The 17,995-nt window shown below is 67.3% G+C and carries 17 protein-coding genes and 1 tRNA gene; 6 read left to right on the top strand and 12 right to left on the bottom strand.

Going from position 1 to position 17,995, the window contains the following annotated elements; translation table 11 throughout:
• Positions 1–81: 81 nt before the first annotated feature.
• Positions 82–510, bottom strand: a complete 429-nt coding sequence (locus tag LOZ83_RS35840) for a transcriptional regulator (RefSeq protein ID WP_236796316.1) — start codon at positions 508–510, stop codon at positions 82–84.
• A gap of 168 nt (positions 511–678) precedes the next feature.
• Here LOZ83_RS35840 and LOZ83_RS35835 point away from each other — a divergent pair, with 168 nt between their 5' ends.
• Genes LOZ83_RS35835 through LOZ83_RS35820 form a run of 4 tightly spaced genes read left to right on the top strand, consistent with a single transcriptional unit; the run spans position 679 to position 3,785 of the window.
• On the top strand, positions 679–954 hold the full coding sequence (locus tag LOZ83_RS35835) for a helix-turn-helix domain-containing protein (protein WP_236796315.1): 276 nt from the start codon (positions 679–681) through the stop codon (positions 952–954).
• Positions 951–1,298, top strand: a complete 348-nt coding sequence (locus tag LOZ83_RS35830) for a WhiB family transcriptional regulator (protein WP_236796314.1) — start codon at positions 951–953, stop codon at positions 1,296–1,298. The genes LOZ83_RS35835 and LOZ83_RS35830 overlap by 4 nt, the downstream gene beginning before the upstream one ends.
• Positions 1,295–1,621, top strand: coding sequence for a hypothetical protein (locus LOZ83_RS35825; RefSeq protein WP_236796313.1), 327 nt, complete (start codon positions 1,295–1,297; stop codon positions 1,619–1,621). Before LOZ83_RS35830 ends, LOZ83_RS35825 begins: the two co-directional genes overlap by 4 nt.
• 43 nt (positions 1,622–1,664) lie before the next feature.
• Positions 1,665–3,785 (top strand): cell division protein FtsK, encoded by a 2,121-nt coding sequence (locus LOZ83_RS35820; protein ID WP_236796312.1) that lies wholly within the window; start codon positions 1,665–1,667, stop codon positions 3,783–3,785.
• Between the two features lie 171 nt (positions 3,786–3,956).
• On the opposite strand, the gene LOZ83_RS35815 is transcribed toward LOZ83_RS35820, so the two are convergent.
• The 3 genes from LOZ83_RS35815 to LOZ83_RS35805 form a co-directional block, all read right to left on the bottom strand.
• Entirely contained in the window at positions 3,957–4,229 is a 273-nt protein-coding gene (locus tag LOZ83_RS35815; protein ID WP_236796311.1) for a GntR family transcriptional regulator, read from the bottom strand.
• A 23-nt stretch (positions 4,230–4,252) separates the two neighbouring features.
• Positions 4,253–4,576: a winged helix-turn-helix domain-containing protein gene (locus LOZ83_RS35810; RefSeq protein ID WP_236796310.1), complete on the bottom strand. Its 324-nt coding sequence runs from the start codon at positions 4,574–4,576 to the stop codon at positions 4,253–4,255.
• A 506-nt stretch (positions 4,577–5,082) separates the two neighbouring features.
• Positions 5,083–5,415, bottom strand: a complete 333-nt coding sequence (locus tag LOZ83_RS35805) for a hypothetical protein (RefSeq protein WP_236796309.1) — start codon at positions 5,413–5,415, stop codon at positions 5,083–5,085.
• On the opposite strand from LOZ83_RS35805, the gene LOZ83_RS40955 reads away from it, so the two are divergent.
• On the top strand, positions 5,389–5,724 hold the full coding sequence (locus LOZ83_RS40955; RefSeq protein ID WP_374202765.1) for an NUDIX hydrolase: 336 nt from the start codon (positions 5,389–5,391) through the stop codon (positions 5,722–5,724). The two genes, LOZ83_RS35805 and LOZ83_RS40955, sit on opposite strands and share 27 nt — an antisense overlap.
• Before the next feature lie 62 nt (positions 5,725–5,786).
• Here LOZ83_RS40955 and LOZ83_RS35800 read toward each other — a convergent pair whose 3' ends face one another.
• The 3 genes from LOZ83_RS35800 to LOZ83_RS35790 all read right to left on the bottom strand — a co-directional run bounded on the left by LOZ83_RS35800 (position 5,787) and on the right by LOZ83_RS35790 (position 8,537).
• Positions 5,787–6,758 carry a restriction endonuclease gene (locus LOZ83_RS35800; RefSeq protein WP_236796308.1) on the bottom strand — a complete coding sequence of 324 codons (972 nt, stop codon included), beginning with the start codon at positions 6,756–6,758 and terminating at the stop codon, positions 5,787–5,789.
• Between the two features lie 114 nt (positions 6,759–6,872).
• Positions 6,873–8,381, bottom strand: coding sequence for a tyrosine-type recombinase/integrase (locus LOZ83_RS35795; protein WP_236796307.1), 1,509 nt, complete (start codon positions 8,379–8,381; stop codon positions 6,873–6,875).
• An 82-nt stretch (positions 8,382–8,463) separates the two neighbouring features.
• A tRNA-Thr gene (locus tag LOZ83_RS35790) sits at positions 8,464–8,537 on the bottom strand.
• A 114-nt stretch (positions 8,538–8,651) separates the two neighbouring features.
• On the opposite strand from LOZ83_RS35790, the gene LOZ83_RS35785 reads away from it, so the two are divergent.
• Positions 8,652–10,292 (top strand): hypothetical protein, encoded by a 1,641-nt coding sequence (locus tag LOZ83_RS35785; RefSeq protein WP_236796306.1) that lies wholly within the window; start codon positions 8,652–8,654, stop codon positions 10,290–10,292.
• 3 nt (positions 10,293–10,295) lie between these two features.
• Here the strand turns inward: LOZ83_RS35785 and LOZ83_RS35780 are convergent, their stop codons facing one another.
• The 5 genes from LOZ83_RS35780 to topA form a co-directional block, all read right to left on the bottom strand.
• Positions 10,296–11,507 carry a DNA polymerase III subunit delta' gene (locus LOZ83_RS35780; RefSeq protein ID WP_236796305.1) on the bottom strand — a complete coding sequence of 404 codons (1,212 nt, stop codon included), beginning with the start codon at positions 11,505–11,507 and terminating at the stop codon, positions 10,296–10,298.
• 31 nt (positions 11,508–11,538) lie between these two features.
• Positions 11,539–13,611 (bottom strand): MFS transporter, encoded by a 2,073-nt coding sequence (locus LOZ83_RS35775; protein ID WP_236796304.1) that lies wholly within the window; start codon positions 13,609–13,611, stop codon positions 11,539–11,541.
• Positions 13,612–13,795: 184 nt separating this feature from the next.
• Complete coding sequence (locus LOZ83_RS35770) at positions 13,796–14,275, bottom strand: hypothetical protein (protein ID WP_236796303.1); 480 nt, start codon at positions 14,273–14,275, stop codon at positions 13,796–13,798.
• A 120-nt stretch (positions 14,276–14,395) separates the two neighbouring features.
• The gene (locus LOZ83_RS35765; RefSeq protein ID WP_236796302.1) at positions 14,396–15,172 is read right to left on the bottom strand and encodes an ESX secretion-associated protein EspG; all 777 of its coding nucleotides are present in this window, start codon (positions 15,170–15,172) and stop codon (positions 14,396–14,398) included.
• Positions 15,173–15,227: 55 nt separating this feature from the next.
• A complete protein-coding gene (gene topA, locus LOZ83_RS35760) occupies positions 15,228–17,978 on the bottom strand; it encodes a type I DNA topoisomerase (protein ID WP_236796301.1) in 2,751 nt (916 codons plus the stop codon).
• Between the last annotated feature and the right edge of the window lie 17 nt (positions 17,979–17,995).

Raw genomic sequence — 17,995 nt, 5'->3', positions numbered from 1 at the left:
TGGCGACGCACTGGTTATGCATGGGTTCCGTCGACGATTCGACGTTGACTGAGAGGCATGCAGAACAGCCATTCAGCCCACCTACCGACGGCGCCGCTCACGTTCCGCGGCAATGTGCTCCACCACGGACGCAACGCCGGTATTGATGTCGTCGATCTTCTTGTCCAGCGCGTCGAACTCGCGGAGACGGTCGGTAATTTCCCGCAATTGGTGCTCAATGACCGCCAAGCGGCCGGAAATGTCATCCTCCGAGCGATAAAAAGGCTCGCCGACTTCCGGGGGACGGCGGCCGGCGAGCGCCGCCGCCAGGTGAGCGGGATGCCACTCAAGCGCAAGCGAGAGCGCCTCCAGCGTCCTGTCACTGCGGCGACGCTGCATCAGGTTGTGCTGGATCTCGCGGACCACGGACTTCGAGACATGCGAGCGCGCGACGAGGTCGCGCTGGCTCAAACCCAGCTCGACCATGCGCCGATTGATGGCGCTCGCGACCGCCGCCCAGTCCTCCGTCACCTATTCCTCCGCGCTCCGCCTCAGTAGCCGAGAGTAGCGCGCGGACGATTTCAATCCGCGCCTTCACGCGCATTTGCCGAGGATTCGGCTCTTCTTTGTCCCAGTCGGGACGAAATCAATCTTTTTTGCGGGATGAAATAGACCCGTCGAGCTTTGGGGATCATTCCAATGGAACACAACTTCGAGGGCGCAAGCCCTGCCTTCTACACGGTCCGGGAGGCTGCGCGAATTCTGCGTGTCGTCCCGGCCACCCTCTATCGCGCGATCAGAGAGGACGCATTTCCCGCGCTCCGTATCCGGACCCGATACGTCGTTCCGGCCGCCGCCCTCCACGAGTTGATGGCGAAGGCCGCCGAGTCGGGCGGATGCGTCGACGTGGCCAAGCTGGCGGCCGAGCGACGCACGGCTCGGGAGGTCGAACGGCTCATCGGGGGTGACCGATGAGGCCGGACGACTACGCGGAGATGGCGAAGGGACTCGATCGGGTCGCCGACGTACCCGACGAGGTGCTCGCCGACCTCGTGACCCGAGATGGCCTCTGCTTCTGGGTGTTCGACCGTTCCGAGATGCCGCAGCTGACCGGCGAGAACACCCCGGACCGCGAACTGGCGGCCCGACTGTGCGCCGGATGCCCAGTCATCGACGAGTGCCTGGAACTCGAACTGCGGCAAGCCGGGGAGACGACGGTCGGCGTTTGGGGCGCACTTGCCGACACGGACCGCCGCGCGGTCTATCGGTTCTGGCGATGGCGCCGCCGCTCGCACGGAAGCAGGGGTGACGAACGATGAGCATCGACTTGACGCCAACGGAGATTCTCGTCGGGGCCGGTGGCCTGCTCGTCCTCGTCCTGGTTTGGCGTTACGGAGCGCGCAAGGCTCGGCGCGCGGCACAAACCTCACGAGCAGGCGCGCGGGCCGTCTCGCTGGTGGGCCGAGTGCTACTCATGGCGGCCGGGATGGTCGGCGTGCAGTGGCTACTCGTCACGCATGCGTCCGACATCACGCTACGGGTCGTAGCGCTGGCCCTGCCGGACTTGATCGCAGCGCACGTCCTTACGCGGGCGCTGACGGTCACCGACCTCAGCACCAGGCGGCGAGGTGACCGGCGATGACCGGAACCGAGCGGCTGCCGTTCGTGAACGGGGTGTCCCGGTCATGAACGGCAACAACGAGGCTATGGAGAAGGCGGAACCGGTTTACGACGCTGAACTGGTCGACGACACTTTGCCGCAACCTCGCCGCCGAACGGCTCGCGAGCGGTTCTTGCAGTGGTGGCACCGCTCGCCCCGGGTGCCCCGCAGCTTGAAGAGCCGCGCGCAAGCCCGGCAAGCGGCGAAGGACGCCACGGTCACAGCCGTGAAGCTGCCATACCGGTACCTCGGGTCCGTCGCGCGAGGGCTGATCGCGGGTGCTCGCTGGTGGCGCCGCTGGGTCACGGTCCGGGACTACCGGGAGGCCGCCGAGCAACAGGAGAAGCTGGCGGACAAGTTCGCGGAGATCCGCGAACTGACCTTGTTCCGCTGGCGCGTCACCGGAGCCGTCGCGGTCGCCAGCGCGTTCGCATTCACGCTCGTGGTTGTGCTCTGGGGCTACGGACCACTGTGGATCGCCGGTGCGTTGCTCTCGGCATCCCTCGCGATGCTGGGCCGAAGGAACGACGGGAGCCCAGGCCGGAAACCAGCGTTGGCAGGTCCGCGCACGCTCACGTGGACGATGGACCCTCAAGTCCTCGTCGACGCGTTCCGGGACGCGAAGCTCATCGGCAAGGACGAGGTTCTCCGGCTGGTCGAACGGGCAACGCGAGTAGGCAACGGTTGGGCGGTCACGGTCGATCTTCCAGCCACCCGGAAGGCCGCTGACGTGATCAAGAACCGGGAGGCACTGGCTTCGGCTCTCGCGGTCGACGAGATTCAGCTGATCGTCGAGAGGGTGCGCGGCAAGGGCGGACATGCGGGACGGGTGGCGATGTGGGTTGCTGACGAAGACCCGTACTCGTCGCCGCCCTTGCGGACACCGCTCCTCGGTGTGGATCGATGGGACGCCTGGCGTCCTGTCCCCTTCGGACGAGATGCACGGGACCGAAGGATCGACCTGCCGCTGGTCTGGACTTCTGTGCTGGTCGGAGCGATTCCACGGCAGGGCAAGACCTTCGCCGCGCGGCTTGCGGCGGCTGGGTTGATCCTTGATCCGCACACCCGGCTGTACGTGGCCGACTTCAAGGCAGGAAAGGACTGGGACGCCGCCGCGCAGGTGGCTCACCGGTTCATGTCGGGCGACGAGACGGAGCACGTGCACGCGCTCAAGGATTGGCTGGTCGAGCTGGTCGGCGAGGTTCAGGGGCGGTATCGGCGCATGCGGACACTCGACGACATCGTCTGTCCGGAATCGAAGATCACTCCGGAGATCTCGCGCGACACGACTCTGAACATGCCAGTGACAGCGATCATCGTCGACGAGGTTCAGGTTCCGTTGGAGGACCGCACTCCCGTTGCGGTGCAAGGAAAGAAGCTCACCGCGGGCGAGTACATCGGCGAACTCCTGACCTGGCTGGCGAAGAAGGGACCAGCCGCCGGCATCGTGCTCATCTTGGCCACCCAGCGTCCCGACTCGAAGACGATCCCCTCCGGCTTACGAGCGGTGCTCGGGTCGCGGTTCGCCTTGCGGGTAATGGACTGGCAGGACAGCAACATTGTGCTCGGCGAGCAGATGAACACCAGGGGCTACGACAGCAGCCGTTTGCTGCCGTCGCACAAGGGTGTCGGGATCTTGCGGCCAGATGGAGAGACTCAGGCGGGGGCTGACGTGCTCGCCGTGACCGTCCGGACCTACTACATGCCGAACGAAGACTGGCGGACCGTCTGCGAGCGCGGCCGGGCCTTGCGGGAGTCCGCAGGGACTTTGACCGGTCACGCGGCCGGTGAGGAGGCGCCGCCGGAACTCGATCACGCGGCAGTCGCTCGCGTGATCGGCACCGGTACGGCGGCAGCGGCACCCGAACCGGCCCGGCCGGTCGAGCTGCCGGAGCCGCTCGCCTCCGTCGTGGATTACCTCGGCGATGACCTCGACGAGCGCGAGTTCGTGCCCTCGGCCGAACTTGTTGAGGCGCTGGACGTCGAGCCCACTGCATTCGGACGGCAGATGGGCGACCTCGGTTGCCGCTCGGATCGCCAGCGCGTACCTCGCGACGACGGCAGCGTCCGGCAGATTCGCGGGTACTACACGGCCGATATCCGAGCCGTCGTCGATGGCTGGGCGGACCGCGAGGACGACCCGTAACCCGTCACAACCCGTCTCGGCTACCCGTCACGCCGTCACAAGCAGCGTGACGGGTAGCCGATGGCGTTGACCAGTGGAAACAGTCCGTGTGACGGGTGTGACGGGTTGCGGAGCAACTCGTCACCAGGCTGATCGTGCGCTTGCGGACCGTCCAGTCGCTATCACCCACCATCAGCGCTCGACGACGAACGTGCCCCTCACCCGGACCGTCTGGACGAGGCCGCGATGACGAAGTTCGGCCAGAGCGCGGCGCACGGTGACCACCGCGACGCCGTAGCCGAGAGCCAGGTCGCGTTCAGTGGGCAGGCGGGTACCGGGTGGCAATTCGCCAGCATCGACGCGTTGGGCGATATGGTCAGCCACCTGGACGTAGACATAGACCGCGCTCGACCGGTCCGGCTCGAACCAGTCGGCTCGCCCGCTCACGTGTTCAACAGGAACCATCGAATTTTGCACCTATTCCGCCGCTATGAAGTCCCCCGGTAGTCGTGATGAACCGGGCGCTCGATGCTGGCGGTCCCGATGTCGTACGTGACGTAGGTTCCTTTGGACTTCACTGTCGTGACCAGACCACGTCGCCGCAGAAGCTCGGTGGCGTGGCGAGCAGTGCCCAGTGACACTCCATACTCACTGGAGAGCTGGATCTCCCCGGGGAACTTCTGGTATCGGCGAAACCGGCCTCGGGTGATCAACTCGGCGAGGTAGTCCGCCAACCTGTCGTAGAGGTACTCGGGGACATCGCTGGTCGGGTCGAACTCGTGAAGATCGTCGTCGGTCGTTTCATCAGCCATTGGTTCATGCACCTGCCCGCGCATAGGACCAGGCAGCGGCGTGACGCGCCTGGGTGCGGCGACGGCCAAGCCGAAGTGCCGAATAGGACATCCGCGACGGCGTGAGCACGAGGTCCAGGACGCAGAGGTGCCGCCGACACTGCAAACAGTTCGCGCCAGGCGGGGCCAACAACGAGTCGATCAGTACTTCGTGCCCGCAAACTGCCTGATAGCGGCCCAGGCGTCGATGAGTACCGGCCACGAACTCCTCGTCAGTCACCGCATGCTCCGCACCGTCGCGCACGCACCGATACCAGGCCACGAACGGGCGGTCTACGCGGCGTTCTTCCATCTCAGTCTCTCCCAACCGAACCGCAGGGACGAAATCGCCCCTTGTGTCAGAATGAAATCGACACTGCACGTAGTTCGGAGTTGACGACACGTCGTAAGCACGACCGGCAGCCGCCATACCGATGACTCGTCACCGAGAGGAGAGACCACGAATGTCCGCGCCAAGCCCGTCCGGTTCAGCTCGCACTTTGCTCGAACAGTTGATCAGGGAGCGTCAGCAGACGTTCGAGGAGTTCGCCGAGTATGCCGAGAGGTTCGCCCGTGACCATGGTGAGCCAGGGACACTCAGCGTCCGCCACCTGCAACGGCTCGCGGCAGGTCGCCCTTCGAGCGGAAGAGGCCTGTCTGTCCGCCCTGCAACCGCGCGACTCCTGCAACGTGTACTCGGCGCGGGCGTTGACGAACTCCTGGCGCCCCCACAACAAGCAGCAGACGTACAGCCGCTCCGGGTTGCCCTGGCGGTAGTCGTCCGAGACGAGTACGTGCTGCTCGTGTGCCGTCGAGACCAAGGCGAGGCTGGCATCTCATGGCAATTTCCCGCTGGAGTTGTTAAGCCAGGCATGTCACCGGACACGGTCGCGATTCGAGAGACACTCGACGAAACAGGCGTACATTGCATCGTTGCACGTCGTCTAGGTCGCCGCCTGCATCCGGTAACCCGCGTTCTTTGCGACTATCTCCTGTGCGACTACGTCCTAGGCGAAGCAACGAACAAGGATCCCATCGAAAACGTAGACGTACTTTGGGCAACAAAGGCGGACTTGACACGGCTTATCCCGCCGAACCAGATCTACACTGAGGTCTTCGCGGCAATTTAAGTCTAAACAAATGCGCGCGCGAACACGAGTGGTCGCCGTTGCCAGACGCCATCGACTGCTTACTATTGCAACTCAGGCGCTTTCGGCCCGACATACGTGAAGTTGTGCCCCTCGAATTCCGCCGTGTCTATGCGCGCATCTTCCACCGTCATGAAGAACCCTGCAACATTGATAGCCAAGCGACTAGGATCTTCTATCTTAGCCCATTCCCCCGACTCCAGCGAAGGAAGGTCCAACGCGATATATGACGGCAGGAATCGCTTATCGTTAAGATGATCAATCAAACCTCGATAATCCGAGGGCTTAAGTTGCCCAAGGTAGCTATGACGTTCAACAGTGTATGTGACAACCAGATCTCTGACTGGGACAACCCTCACTTCTCCATCCTCGGCAACACCTTCAATGGCAAGGCTCTGCTCCAAGAGGAACTCGTGCTCGACACCTGTCTCAAAACTAAGCTCCCCCGAGTCCCACGCTTTCTTAAATTCAGCCGCAAAGTCATATGGTGAACCTGCATCCAGCGAAACAAAGGGGAAGGATTTGTCATCTCGAAGCTGTATAGTCAGCGGAGCGTCTTCGACGTAAATCTGCGATCTGTAATTTACGTAGGGATTGATCCTGTGCCAGAGCGTAGGAACTGTCAGTTCCAGTTCCCATCGCTTTGATTTCGCATCACTAAGACTGTAGAGTTCAACGCCAATGTTTCGGGAGTACGTCATGGCGTTTTTGGAGAATCCCCCACTGCAGATAAGTATTCCGCGGTCAGCACGAACATCCTGAATAACCGAGCGAAACTCGCCGACGACGTTCACATCCGCAGACCGGCGCTTGTAATCCCTAACCTGAACAATCAGTAGGCGCTCGACATCTCCGTCCGTCCATCGAGCAGAAACGTCAATTTGCCGACGCGCCTCGGAGTCGCGACCAACTACGTGATCGTCATGGGTGACCGCAGCGTGCGGACTAAGTTCAGCAATGATTTTCGCGGCGAGCTTCTCGTATTCTGCCCACTCTGGTCTTTTCTTGCCAGCCACACGATCTCCTCTTACGAACTCTATTGTCCGCCACCACAGGAACAAGAGATCCGCGTACTTTACTCTGCTATAAGGACGATCAGCACTCTGACGGGTCAAACCCTGATCCGGTGCTTACAACACCACCGAACGTCGACCCCGGCTCACAGTTAGTAGTCCAGCTACTCTCAACTCGGCTATCGCGCGTTGTGCAGTGCCAAACGACACCCTGTACCGCGCAGCGAGGTTAGCGACCGTTGGGAGTTGCTCACCGGAACTCAGGACGCCGCTGACGATGGCGCCGCGAAGATCGGCGGCAATGCGCATGTAGGGACTCTCATCCTCCTCGCGCGGGGAGGACACGGACGAGGCTAGTTCACCGCTCTCAACAAGCGATGCTGGCAGAGCAGGCATCCGCCCCGCGAGCGTGCCAGCCGCACGCTGGTCAGTCTCGGAAACCCAAGCGCTGTAGACCTTGAGCGTGGTCGCTCCGCCGCCGCTGTGCCCAAGCCGTCCCGCCACGGTGCGGACGTCGACACCAGACGTGATGAGTTCCGTCGCCGAGTAGTGGCGGAGCTGGTGGATGTTCATGTCCCACCCCAGGCGAGCGCACATCCGGGAGTAGCGCTGGCTGACCGTGTCCGGCTTGATCCAGGTGCTCCCGTCCGGCGACAGGGAGAAGATCCGGGCCTTGCCGGGCATCTCGTCGCCGAGTTGGGCGCGCTGCGCACAGTGCCGCTTGAAGGCCCGCAGGAGCGTCAGAGTCTGCTCGTCGAGGGTGATTCGGCGTTGCTGGTGGGTCTTGGTGTCTTTCTCCCACGTACGGCCGCCTCGCTGGCCGATGCTGGACCGGATCGTCAGGACGCCGCTCCCGAAGTCGAGCCGGTCCCACTTGAGCGCGCACAGCTCGCCTCGGCGCGCGCCGGTCGTCATGGCCAGCCAGACGAGCATGCCCCAGTCCAGGTCTAGCCAAGCCTCGCTGACGATCGACGCCGCCTGCTCCGCTGTGGGCGGTTTCGGGTCCGGGCGCGGAGCTGGGACCGGCTCGGAGAGGTCGAACGGGTTCACGCCCACCCAGTTCCAGCGAACCGCACGCTTCCCAGCCCCGGAGAGAACGGCCCGAATCTTGCGGATGGAGCCCTCACCGAGCGGAGCGCACTTGTGCGGTCCGCAACGGTGGTCGCACTCGTGGGGCCGGGTAGTCCGATGCTCGACGTACTTGTGGCCCCGGCAGTGACCGCGGCAGGTACGAAGTTCCTTGTAGAACGAGTCGAGAACCTCACCGTCGATCCGGCCGAGAGGTTGCTTCCCGATCAACGGACGGATGTGAATCCGCGCGAGCGACATGTAGTCGGTCAGGGTGTTGTCCTCGACCTTCAGCAACTCGAAGTGCCGGTCGAGGAGCTGGTTCACCGACGCCCGCGTGCGGGGATTCCGGCGCTCGTCGACCTGGTTCAGCAGCTTGGTACGGACCTTCTCCGCGAGCTTCTCGGCGTCGGGTCCCGCAGGGATCACCTCTGTGAGGTAGTTGCGCTTCCCCGAGACCGGGTCGATCCCCGCGTAGACGCGCACCCGGAGGGAGCCACTCGGCAGGGACTCGATCTCTCCGCGAGTGCGCTTCTGGGGCTTCGACAAACGCGCCATGGAGCCAGCGTAAGCCGGTTTGGCTCCACGTCTAGCTCCACAAATGAGTCAGGGGCCCTCCGACGAGGGCCCCTGACCTGGGAGCCGCCTGGGGGAATCGAACCCCCGACCTGCTCATTACGAGTGAGCCGCTCTGGCCGACTGAGCTAAGGCGGCGAAACCACGGATCAGTGTACCGGCATGGCGCACGTCACTTTTCACCCCGGCCCTCGTTAGTCTCTCCAACGCCGGTCGCAGCCGCCCGGCCCGGTGACCTGGAGGACAACCCGCATGCGTAGAAGCCTGCCTCGCACGCTGGCTCTGCCCGTGACCGCCGCGCTGCTCATGCTCTCGGCAACGCCGGCGATGGCCGACACCACCATCCCCACGACGCCGATCCCCCAGCCCGTGAACCCCGGCCAGCCGCCGATGTCGGCGCCGCAGGGCCCGCAGCCACTGGGACACGCGGTCGGAGACGCGGCCGCGGCCCTCGGGGTGGTGCGACTGCTCCCCAACACCGTCGACACGAGCACGATCCTGCCCGGCTTCGGCGAGACCCTCCCGAAGCAGTCGGTCCTCGAAGCCGGCATGGGGTTGTCCAGCGCGCAGGCGAACTCCGAGTCCTACCTCAGCTACGAGCGCGCCATCGCGCAGTCCTCGCCACTCGGGCTGGCCGTCGCCGGCAACGCCCCGCAGGCACCGGGCAGCCTGGTCCAGACCGCGTTGCCGGACAACGAGAAGGGCCTCACCGGCGGCTTCAACGCACCGCAGAACCCGCTGCTCAACGTCGGCCTGCTGAACGGGAACGTGCACGCGCGCTGGAGCGACACGCTCGGCCCGTGCGTCGGCACGATCGCGGACGCCAGCACCTCGATCGCCAGCCTGTCGCTGCTCAACGTCATCCCTTCGCTGCCGAACCTGCCGCTGTCCGGGCTCAACGGGCTGCCGCAACTGGCCCAGGGTTTCGACGCGACCAAGGGACTGCAGTCGCTCGGCGGGCTCCTCACCGGCGGCGGGCAGACGGCGGCGGACGGCTCCGGCTCGCTGCTGAGCCTGCCGAACACGCTGTCCTCCCGGTCGGTGATGCAACTGGTCGACCTGCCGAACTCGAAGAACAAAGCCGTGCAGTCGGTCTCGACGCTGCAGGCCGCGGACATCGAGATCCTCAAGGGCACCCCGCTGGAGCTGTCGCTGAAGGTGGTCAGCCAGCCGACGCTGAAGGTCACCTCGACCGGCGACAAGGCCACCTCGAAGGTCGAGTACACCGCGCCGGTGATCACCATCCAGCGCGGCGACCAGGTGCTCTACACCCTCGACGCCACCCATCCGACCAAGGACATCCCGATCGGACTGCCCCTCGAGGGGCTTTCGCAGCAGTTCGGGCCGATCCAGAACCTGCCGGTGGTGGGCGGGCTGTTCGCGACGCTGAACGACGGCGTCAAGCAGGTCACCGACACCACCGGCAAGGTGCTCGACCTCGGCGTGCTCCGGCTGAGCATCGGCGAGCTCGACCAGAAGGGCCAGCAGCTCGACACCCCGTTCGCCGGGTTCCAGCTGGGCGCGTCCGCCCGGATGCTGGACCTGCAGGTGCTGCCGACGAGCGGGCTCAAGAACCTGCTGCCGGCCGGGTCGGCGGACTCGCTGCCGTCGTCGCTGGCGCAGCTGTCGCTGGGTGAGCAGATCGGCCGCGTGTACACGCCGACCGGTGGCGTCGTGTGCGGCAGCACCAACCCCGTGACACCGCCGCCCGGCAACGCGGCGCCGGGCGTGCCGCAGAAGCTGGCCTACACGGCGGGGGCGTACTCGGCGGTGCCGCTGTTCTGGACCGGCACGGCGATGTTGCTGCTGGGCGTGATCCTGGTGGCCGCGATCCCGGGTCGCCGCCGCAAGCCGGCGATCGTCAAGCCCTCGCCGCGGCCCCGCTCGGAGTAGGCGTCAGCCGTGGCGTAGCGCCGTCACCATCGCCTCGACCGCGATGCGCGGCTTGACGTTCAACAGGATCGCCTCGCGACAGGCCAGCACCGCTTCGAGGCGGCGCAGCGTCGAGTCCGGCGTCCAGGTGCGCGCCGCTTCCTCGGCGTCGGCAGCGTAATCGGGGTGGTTCAGCACCGCCTTGGCGCCGCTCGCGGTGACCAGGACGTCCCGGTAGAACGCGGCCAGGTCGACCAGGGCGAGGTCCAGCGTGTCGCGCTGGGTGCGGGTCGCGCGGGACTTCTGGCGTTTCTCCAGCGCCTTCACCGCGGCCTCGGCCGCCCGCTTCGCGCCCGCCACGCCCTTGCCTGTCGCGTCGCCGCCCATGGCGTTGCGCAGCTCGGCTTTCTCGGACTCGTCGCGGACCTTGCTCTCCTCGCTCGCGTCGCCCTCGGCGGCCGCGATCAACTCGTCGGCGCTGGCGAACACGTCCGCCGGACGGCGCAGGCCCAGCGGGATACGCAAGACGGTCTCGCGCCGCTTGCGCGAATGCTCATCGGTGGCCAGGCGCCGCGCGCGGCCGACGTGGCCGCTGGAGACCGACGCGGCCCAGTGCGCCAGCTCCGGATCCACCCCGTCCCGCTCGGTCAGCACCTGCGCGATCGCTTCCGGCGGCGGCGTGCGGAGATTGACCAGCCGGCAGCGCGACCGGATGGTCACCGAGACGTCCTCGGGATGATCCGACGGCGCGCACAGCAGGAACACGGTCCGGTCCGGCGGCTCCTCGACGGCCTTGAGTAGCGCGTTCGACGCGCCTTCGGTGAGCCGGTCGGCGTCCTCGACGATCACGACCTGCCACTGTCCGGTGGTCGGCCGGCGCGCCGCCGCCTGCACGAGCGCACGCATTTCGGCGACCGAGATCGACAGCCCTTCGGGCACCACCAGCCGGACATCGGCATGCGTGCCGTGCAACGTGGTGCGGCAGCCGGTGCACTCGCCGCAGCCCGTGCCGGTGGCGCACTCCAGTGCCGCCGCGAAGGTTCGCGCCGCCACCGAACGGCCCGAACCGGGCGGGCCGGTGATCAGCCAGGCGTGCGTCATCGCTCCCGGGGGCACCGGTTGCTTGGCGACGATCTTCGCCGCGGCGTCCGCGGCAGCCGACAACACCTCGACCGCGGGCTCCTGCCCGACTAGCTGAGACCAGACCGACGCCACCGTGTCTCCCCGTGCCTCCACCGCGAATCCGTGCCGTTCCCAGTGTGGCGCATCAGGCGTCGACGGCCTCCAGCGGCGCGAGTCCCGCGTGCCTGGCTACCAGCACGGCCCGGACGGCTGTCTGCACGCGCTCGCTGACCTCGTCCGTGCTGCCGTCCCCGTCGACGACGACGTAGTGGTCCGGGTCGGCGGCGGCCATTTCGCTGAGCAGGCTCTGCACGCGCCACCGGTCCTTGATCGGGCTGGGATCGGACGGTGTGTCGCCCGGATGTGCGTCCAGCAGGACGGTCACGTCCGGCCGCAACCGCCCCGTCGCCCAGTCCGCCAGGCCCTCCAGCTCCTTCGCGTCCAGGCCGGCGATCGCCGACAGGTGCGCCAGCGGCGAGTCGACGAACCGTTCCATCACCACGATCGAACCGGCGTCCAGTGCCGGCTGCACGTCGCGTTCCACGAGATCGGCGCGGACCGCCGCGGCCGCCAGCGCCTGTGCCCGCGCGCCCGTCAGCGACGCGCCGCTGACCAGCTGCACGAGGCGATCGTCGTCCAGGCCGGGATCGGCCGCCAGCACGACCGGCCGCGGCCCGACCGACTTCAGCCACTGGACGAGGTTCGCCGCCTGGTGCGCGGTGTCCGCGGACGCGGTGCCCTCCAGTGCGATGAGCAGGCCGTTCACCCGCTGCGGGCGGCGGCGGAGCACGTTCCGCAGATCGGACATGATCGTCTCGGCGCGGCGCGAGTCCATCTGCTTGTACGCGATGACGCCGACCACCGCGGCCAGGATCCCGCCGCCGAGCATGACCGGCCGGGTGCCGTCGATGATGATCGGGTTGCCCCAGACCTGCACCGTGCGGGGCTTGGTCAGGCCGATCAGCAGCGGCACGATCGCGGTCGACCCGAACACGATGATCTTCATCATCGACTGGTAGATCGCGTTGATCCGGCCCCGGATGGCGTCGTCCACCTGCGAGCCGATGATCGTGATCCCGGTCAGGAACGCGGCTCCGGCGCAGGCCCCGACGATGGCGACCGCGACGAGCGACACCGCGAGATGCGGCGAGACGGCGACCAGGATCAGCGCCAGGCCGGCCAGCACGATCGAAATGCCGAACAGGCGGTCGTGCGGGAGCCGCCGCGCCAGCTTGGGCGCGCCGCCCATCCCGGTGGCCAGCCCGACGAACACCGCGACCAGCAACAGGCCCCACGCCGCGTCCCCGGCGAGCAGGCTCGACGAGTACGGCTTGGCCGAGCCGACCACCGCGCCACCCGCCGCGAACGCGCCGGCCGCGCCGATCAGCAGGCCGCGGATCAGTGGCGTGCTCCGGACGAACTTCGCGCCGTCCCGGATCAGCGTCTTCAGGCCGACCGGGGCCTCGCTGTCCGTCTTCGGCGCCACGGCCACCGGGGCGTGCACGTTCCGCTTGGACAGCTCCGGGATGCGCGTGATGATCAGGAACGCGCTGGTCAGGTACAGCAGCCCGATCAGCACCACGATGATCTTCGCGAAGCCCAGGTCGCCGAACATGGTCGGCGGCAGGTGCAGCGTCGGCCCGATGCCGGTGATGATCGTGTAGATACCGCCCGCGGACAGCACGGCCAGGCCGTAGGTCATCACGAGGCCGAGCTGGTTGGCCGTCTCGACCTGGTCCGGCCTGCGCAGCAGGTTCGGCACCGCGGCGTCCTTCGACGGGATCCACATCATCGCGCTGGCGCTGGCCAGGAAGTTCGCCGCGTAGAGCCACCAGCCGGTGCCGACGAACGCGATCGACATGACGAACCCGCAGCGCAGCAGGTCCGCCACGAACATCACCTTGCGCCGGTCGAACCGGTCGGCGAGGAGCCCGCCCAGCGGGGCGAAGATCAGCCCGGGCAGCAGCGCCGAGAGCAGCACGCCGGTGAACGCGAAGTTCTGGGCCGTGTAGTTGTGCGTCAGCTTGGTCGCCAGGCTGGTGACACCGAGGATGGTGAGCCAGTCGGCCACGCTGCACAGGTACGTGACACCCCAGAGCCGGCGGAACGGCCGGATCGCCAGCACACTGCGGGCGCGGTGGATCGTGGATCCGCCGCCACCGGCCGGCGGCGCGCTCGCCCCGGCCTTCGTCTGCACGACCTCGCTGATCCGACCCACCCCGCTAGGTTCGCCCGTGGCGCCGGCGACACCCCCTGGCGTTTGCCATTTCGTCACCGGACCGGTGTGGCCAGAGTAGCTCCGGCGGGTGGGGCGCGCCCTTCGCGGGCTGGCGAATGTCGCCAAAACAGCTTGTGGAGTGGGGTTTCGGGCCGGCGAATCGGCCCGATCGGGCGAGGCGGCCCTAGTTGAACAATCCGGAAATACTGCTGATCAGGCTTGACAGGAACTCGATCGCGACAAATGCGTACACGAGGATCAGCAGCACCGCCACGATGATCGCGGTGGAGCCTGTCGACGGACGCCGGGCGCCGGGCTGCGGGAGCCGAGGCATGCGCAGCTGCGGCCGCCGGAACGAGGGCAGGCTCGGTCGGGTGCGCTGCCGCGGCAGCATCCCGAGCGGGGGCGCCGGTGGGATCGCCGAGCCGGGCGAGGCGGTGCCGGCCTGCGGGCTGCCGGGCTGCTGGGCGTCCGCCATCGACGCGTCCACCAGCTCGCGCACCGCGTCCGGATCGGGCCTGACCGGTGAGGCGACCCTGGTCATCTTGAAGTCCTCGTGGTCGTCCGGCTCGTTCAGCGAGCCGGTCAACGCGTCGCCGAACGCCACCGGCGGCAACGCACTCTGCGTACCGTCGCCGAAATCGGCGTCGTCCTTCGCAGACATCACTACTCCCAGTCCTCGGTCGGCCCACGCACGCGCCAGCGTCCCGCCCAGCGTAGTCGCCATTTCGCCGGAGGTACTGGCCCATCCGGGTTCTGGCAAGATCACGCAGCGCGAGCATGATCAGCCACATACCGGCTCCAGATGCGTCTGCACCGAATGCCGGATCCAGCTCGCGACGTGCTGACCGCTCGCGGGCGCGAAGAACAGCACCCAGCGCCCGTCCGCGCCGACGCTCGTGAACACCAGGTAGCGGCCGAGGTCGGTGTCGAACAGCACCACCGCGCCGCGCGGATGCTCGGCGACGATCTTCCGGCCGACCGTCAGATCGAAGACCATCGTGGCCAGCCGGGGCCGCGCGGCCAGCGCACGCAACTCGGCGACCGCCTCCGGCGCGATGCGGCCCAGCGGGTCAGCCTGGATCCGGACCAGCTCACCCGGCCCCGGCTCGGCGGCGGGCAGGCGGGCCGCCACCTGCTCGGGCAACCGCGCGGCAGGGCTCACCCCGAGCCGCACCTGCTTGCCGGCGTACTCCAGGACGGCACCGGTCTCCTGATCGCCGAAGAAGTGCAGCCGCAGCGGTTCGAGCCGGTCGGCGACCAAGCCCGTGACGGCACCGCGGACGGGTCCACGCCGCATCACCCGGAACAACGCCACGGCCTTCGGCGTCAGCGCGCCGTCCCGGGACAGGCCGATCGCACCGAGCGCGGCATGCCATCTCGTCTGCCGCTCGGCGGCCTCGACGATATCCGCCGACGGCGGGCCCATCGGTAGCCCCGGATCGCCGTCCGGGTCGTAGTACCTGCGGACCGACAGGCGGCGGGGCACCGCCAGCGTCAGCGGCCGGATCACCTCGTCGACCAGCTCGAATACCGTCGGTGCCAGGCTCAGATCGCTCATGGCCAGCAGTCTGCACCCGACCACCGACAGTTTTCGTCGAACGCCTGTTCGGACGCTACTTCTTCGCGGCGGCCTTCTTACGAGGCGGCGCCTTCCGCTTGGGCGCCGGGCCCTTCGCGCGCTTCTCGGCCAGCAGCTCGGCCGCCCGCTCGGCAGTCAGCTCCTCGACACTGTCGGCCTTGCGCAGGGTCGCGTTGAACTCGCCATCGGTCACGTACGCGCCGAACCGGCCGTCCTTGACCACCATCGGCTTGCCCGACACCGGATCGTTCCCGAGTTCCTTGAGCGGAGGCTTGGCCGCGCCCTGCCGGCCGCGGCGCTTCGGCTCCGCGTAGATCTTCAGCGCGTCTTCCAGCGTGATGCCGAACAGCTGGTCCTCGGTCTCGAGCGACCGCGAATCCGTGCCCTTCTTCAGGTACGGCCCGTACCGGCCGTTCTGCGCCGTGATCTCGTCGCCGGACTCCGGGTCCTTGCCGACCACCCGCGGCAGCGACAGCAGCTTCAGCGCATCCTCGAGCGTCACGGTTTCGACCGACATCGACTTGAACAGCGAACCGGTGCGCGGCTTGGGTTTCTTCGCCTTGCTGGTCTTCTTGCCGTCGGCCGGTTCCTCGGTCTCGGGCAGGATCTCGGTGACGTACGGGCCGAACCGGCCCTCCTTCGCCACGATCTCGTGCCCGCTCACCGGGTCCGTGCCCAGCGGGCGGCCCTCCTGCGGGGTCGCGAACAGCTTCTCCGCGATCTCCGCGGTCAGCTCGTCCGGCGGCAGGTCCTCGGGCAGGTTCGCGCGCTGCGACGCGCCGTCGACCTCGCGCTCGAGATACGGGCCGTAGCGGCCGACGCGCACGTACACCGTGCGGTCCGCTTCGTCGGTGAACAGCGGGATCGAGTTGATCTCGCGGGCGTCGATGTCCTCGACACCCGTCCCGACCAGCTTCTTCAGCCCGCCGAGCCGGCCGATCGAGCCGTCGACACCCATGTCACCGCCGAAGTAGAACTTCGACAGCCAGCGTGTGCGCTGCTCGTCACCGGAGGCGATCCGGTCGAGCTCGTCCTCCATCGCCGCGGTGAAGTCGTAGTCCACGAGCCGCTCGAAATGCCGCTCCAGCAACCCGACCACCGCGAACGCCACCCAGGAGGGCACCAGCGCGGAGCCCTTCTTCCACACGTAGCCGCGGTCCTGGATGGTGTTGATGATCGACGCGTACGTCGACGGACGGCCGATCCCCAGCTCTTCCAGCTTGCTCACCAGGCTGGGCTCGCTGTAGCGCGGCGGGGGCGTGGTGTTGTGACCGTCCGGCGTCAGCTCGGCCGCCGCCAGCGCCTGGTCCTTGGTCAGCTGCGGCAGGCGGCTCTGCTTGTCGTCCGCGTCGCCGCCGGCCTCGCTGTCGACCGCCTCGACGTACGCCTTGAGGAAACCGGGGAACGTGATCGTGCGGCCCGAGGCCGAGAACACGCACTCCTCGCCGGTGGTCGCCAGACCGACGATCCGGACCGACATCGTGGTGCCCTTGGCGTCGGCCATCTGGGACGCGATGGTGCGCTGCCAGATCATCTCGTACAGCCGGAACTCGTCGGCCTGCAGCTCGCCCGCGACCTGGCCCGGGGTGCGGAAGACCTCACCGGCCGGCCGGATCGCCTCGTGGGCCTCCTGCGAGTTCTTCACCTTCCGGGTGTACTGGCGCGGGCTCGGCGAGACGTACTCGGAGCCGTACAGGTTCGTCGCCTGGCTGCGGGCGGCGGTGATCGCCGTCTCCGACAGCTGCGTCGAGTCGGTACGCATGTAGGTGATGTAGCCGTTCTCGTACAGCCGCTGCGCGACGCGCATCGTGCGCTCCGATGAGAACCGCAGCTTGCGGCCGGCCTCCTGCTGGAGCGTCGAGGTCATGAACGGCGGGTACGGGCGCCGGGTGTACGGCTTCTCCTCGACGCTCGCGACCTTGAAGTCCTGGTCCCGCAACGCTTCCGCGAGCCGCGTCGCACCGCCCTCGTCGAGTACGCGCACGTCGCTCGCCGACGACTTGAGCCGCCCGTCGGGGCCGAAGTCCTTACCGGTGGCCAAGCGGGCGCCGTCGACGGTGATCAGCCGCGACGGGAAGGTGCGCGGCGAGGCCTCCGCACCGGCGTCCATCATCGCCGCGATGTCCCAGTACGAAGCCGAGGTGAAGCGCATCCGCTCCCGCTCGCGCTCCACGATGATCCGGGTCGCCACCGACTGCACGCGGCCCGCCGACAGCTTCGGCATGACCTTCTTCCACAGCACCGGCGAGACCTCGTAGCCGTAGAGCCGGTCGAGGATGCGGCGGGTCTCCTGTGCGTCGACGAGGTCGGCGTCCAGTTCACGGGTGTCGGCCGCGGCGGCGCGGATGGCCTGCTCGGTGACCTCGTGGAACACCATGCGGCGCACCGGCACCTTGGGCTTGAGCGTCTCCAGCAGGTGCCACGCGATGGCCTCGCCCTCGCGGTCGGGGTCGGTGGCGAGGTAGAGCTCGTCGGCGTCCTTGAGCAGGCTCTTCAGCTCGGTGACCTTGGTCTTCTTGTCCGGGCTGACCACGTACAGAGGCTCGAAGTCGTGGTCGACGTTCACGCCGAGCCGCGCCCAGGCCTCGCCCTTGTACTTGGCCGGCACGTCCGCCGCGCCACGCGGCAGGTCGCGGATGTGCCCGACCGAGGACTCGACCACGTACCCGCTGCCGAGATAGGGAGCGATCTTGCGGGCCTTGGTGGGCGACTCGACGATCACGAGCCGTCGACGGCCGGCGCCGTTCGTCGCCTCACTGTCGGTCTTCTTCGTCCGTGTTGCCACGCTGCCCGCTCTCCGCT

Source organism: Amycolatopsis sp. GM8, assembly GCF_021653975.1.
GTDB lineage: Bacteria > Actinomycetota > Actinomycetes > Mycobacteriales > Pseudonocardiaceae > Amycolatopsis_E.
The sequence above is the reverse complement of the archived record's forward strand: the minus strand, read 5'-3'. Positions and strand labels throughout refer to the sequence as shown.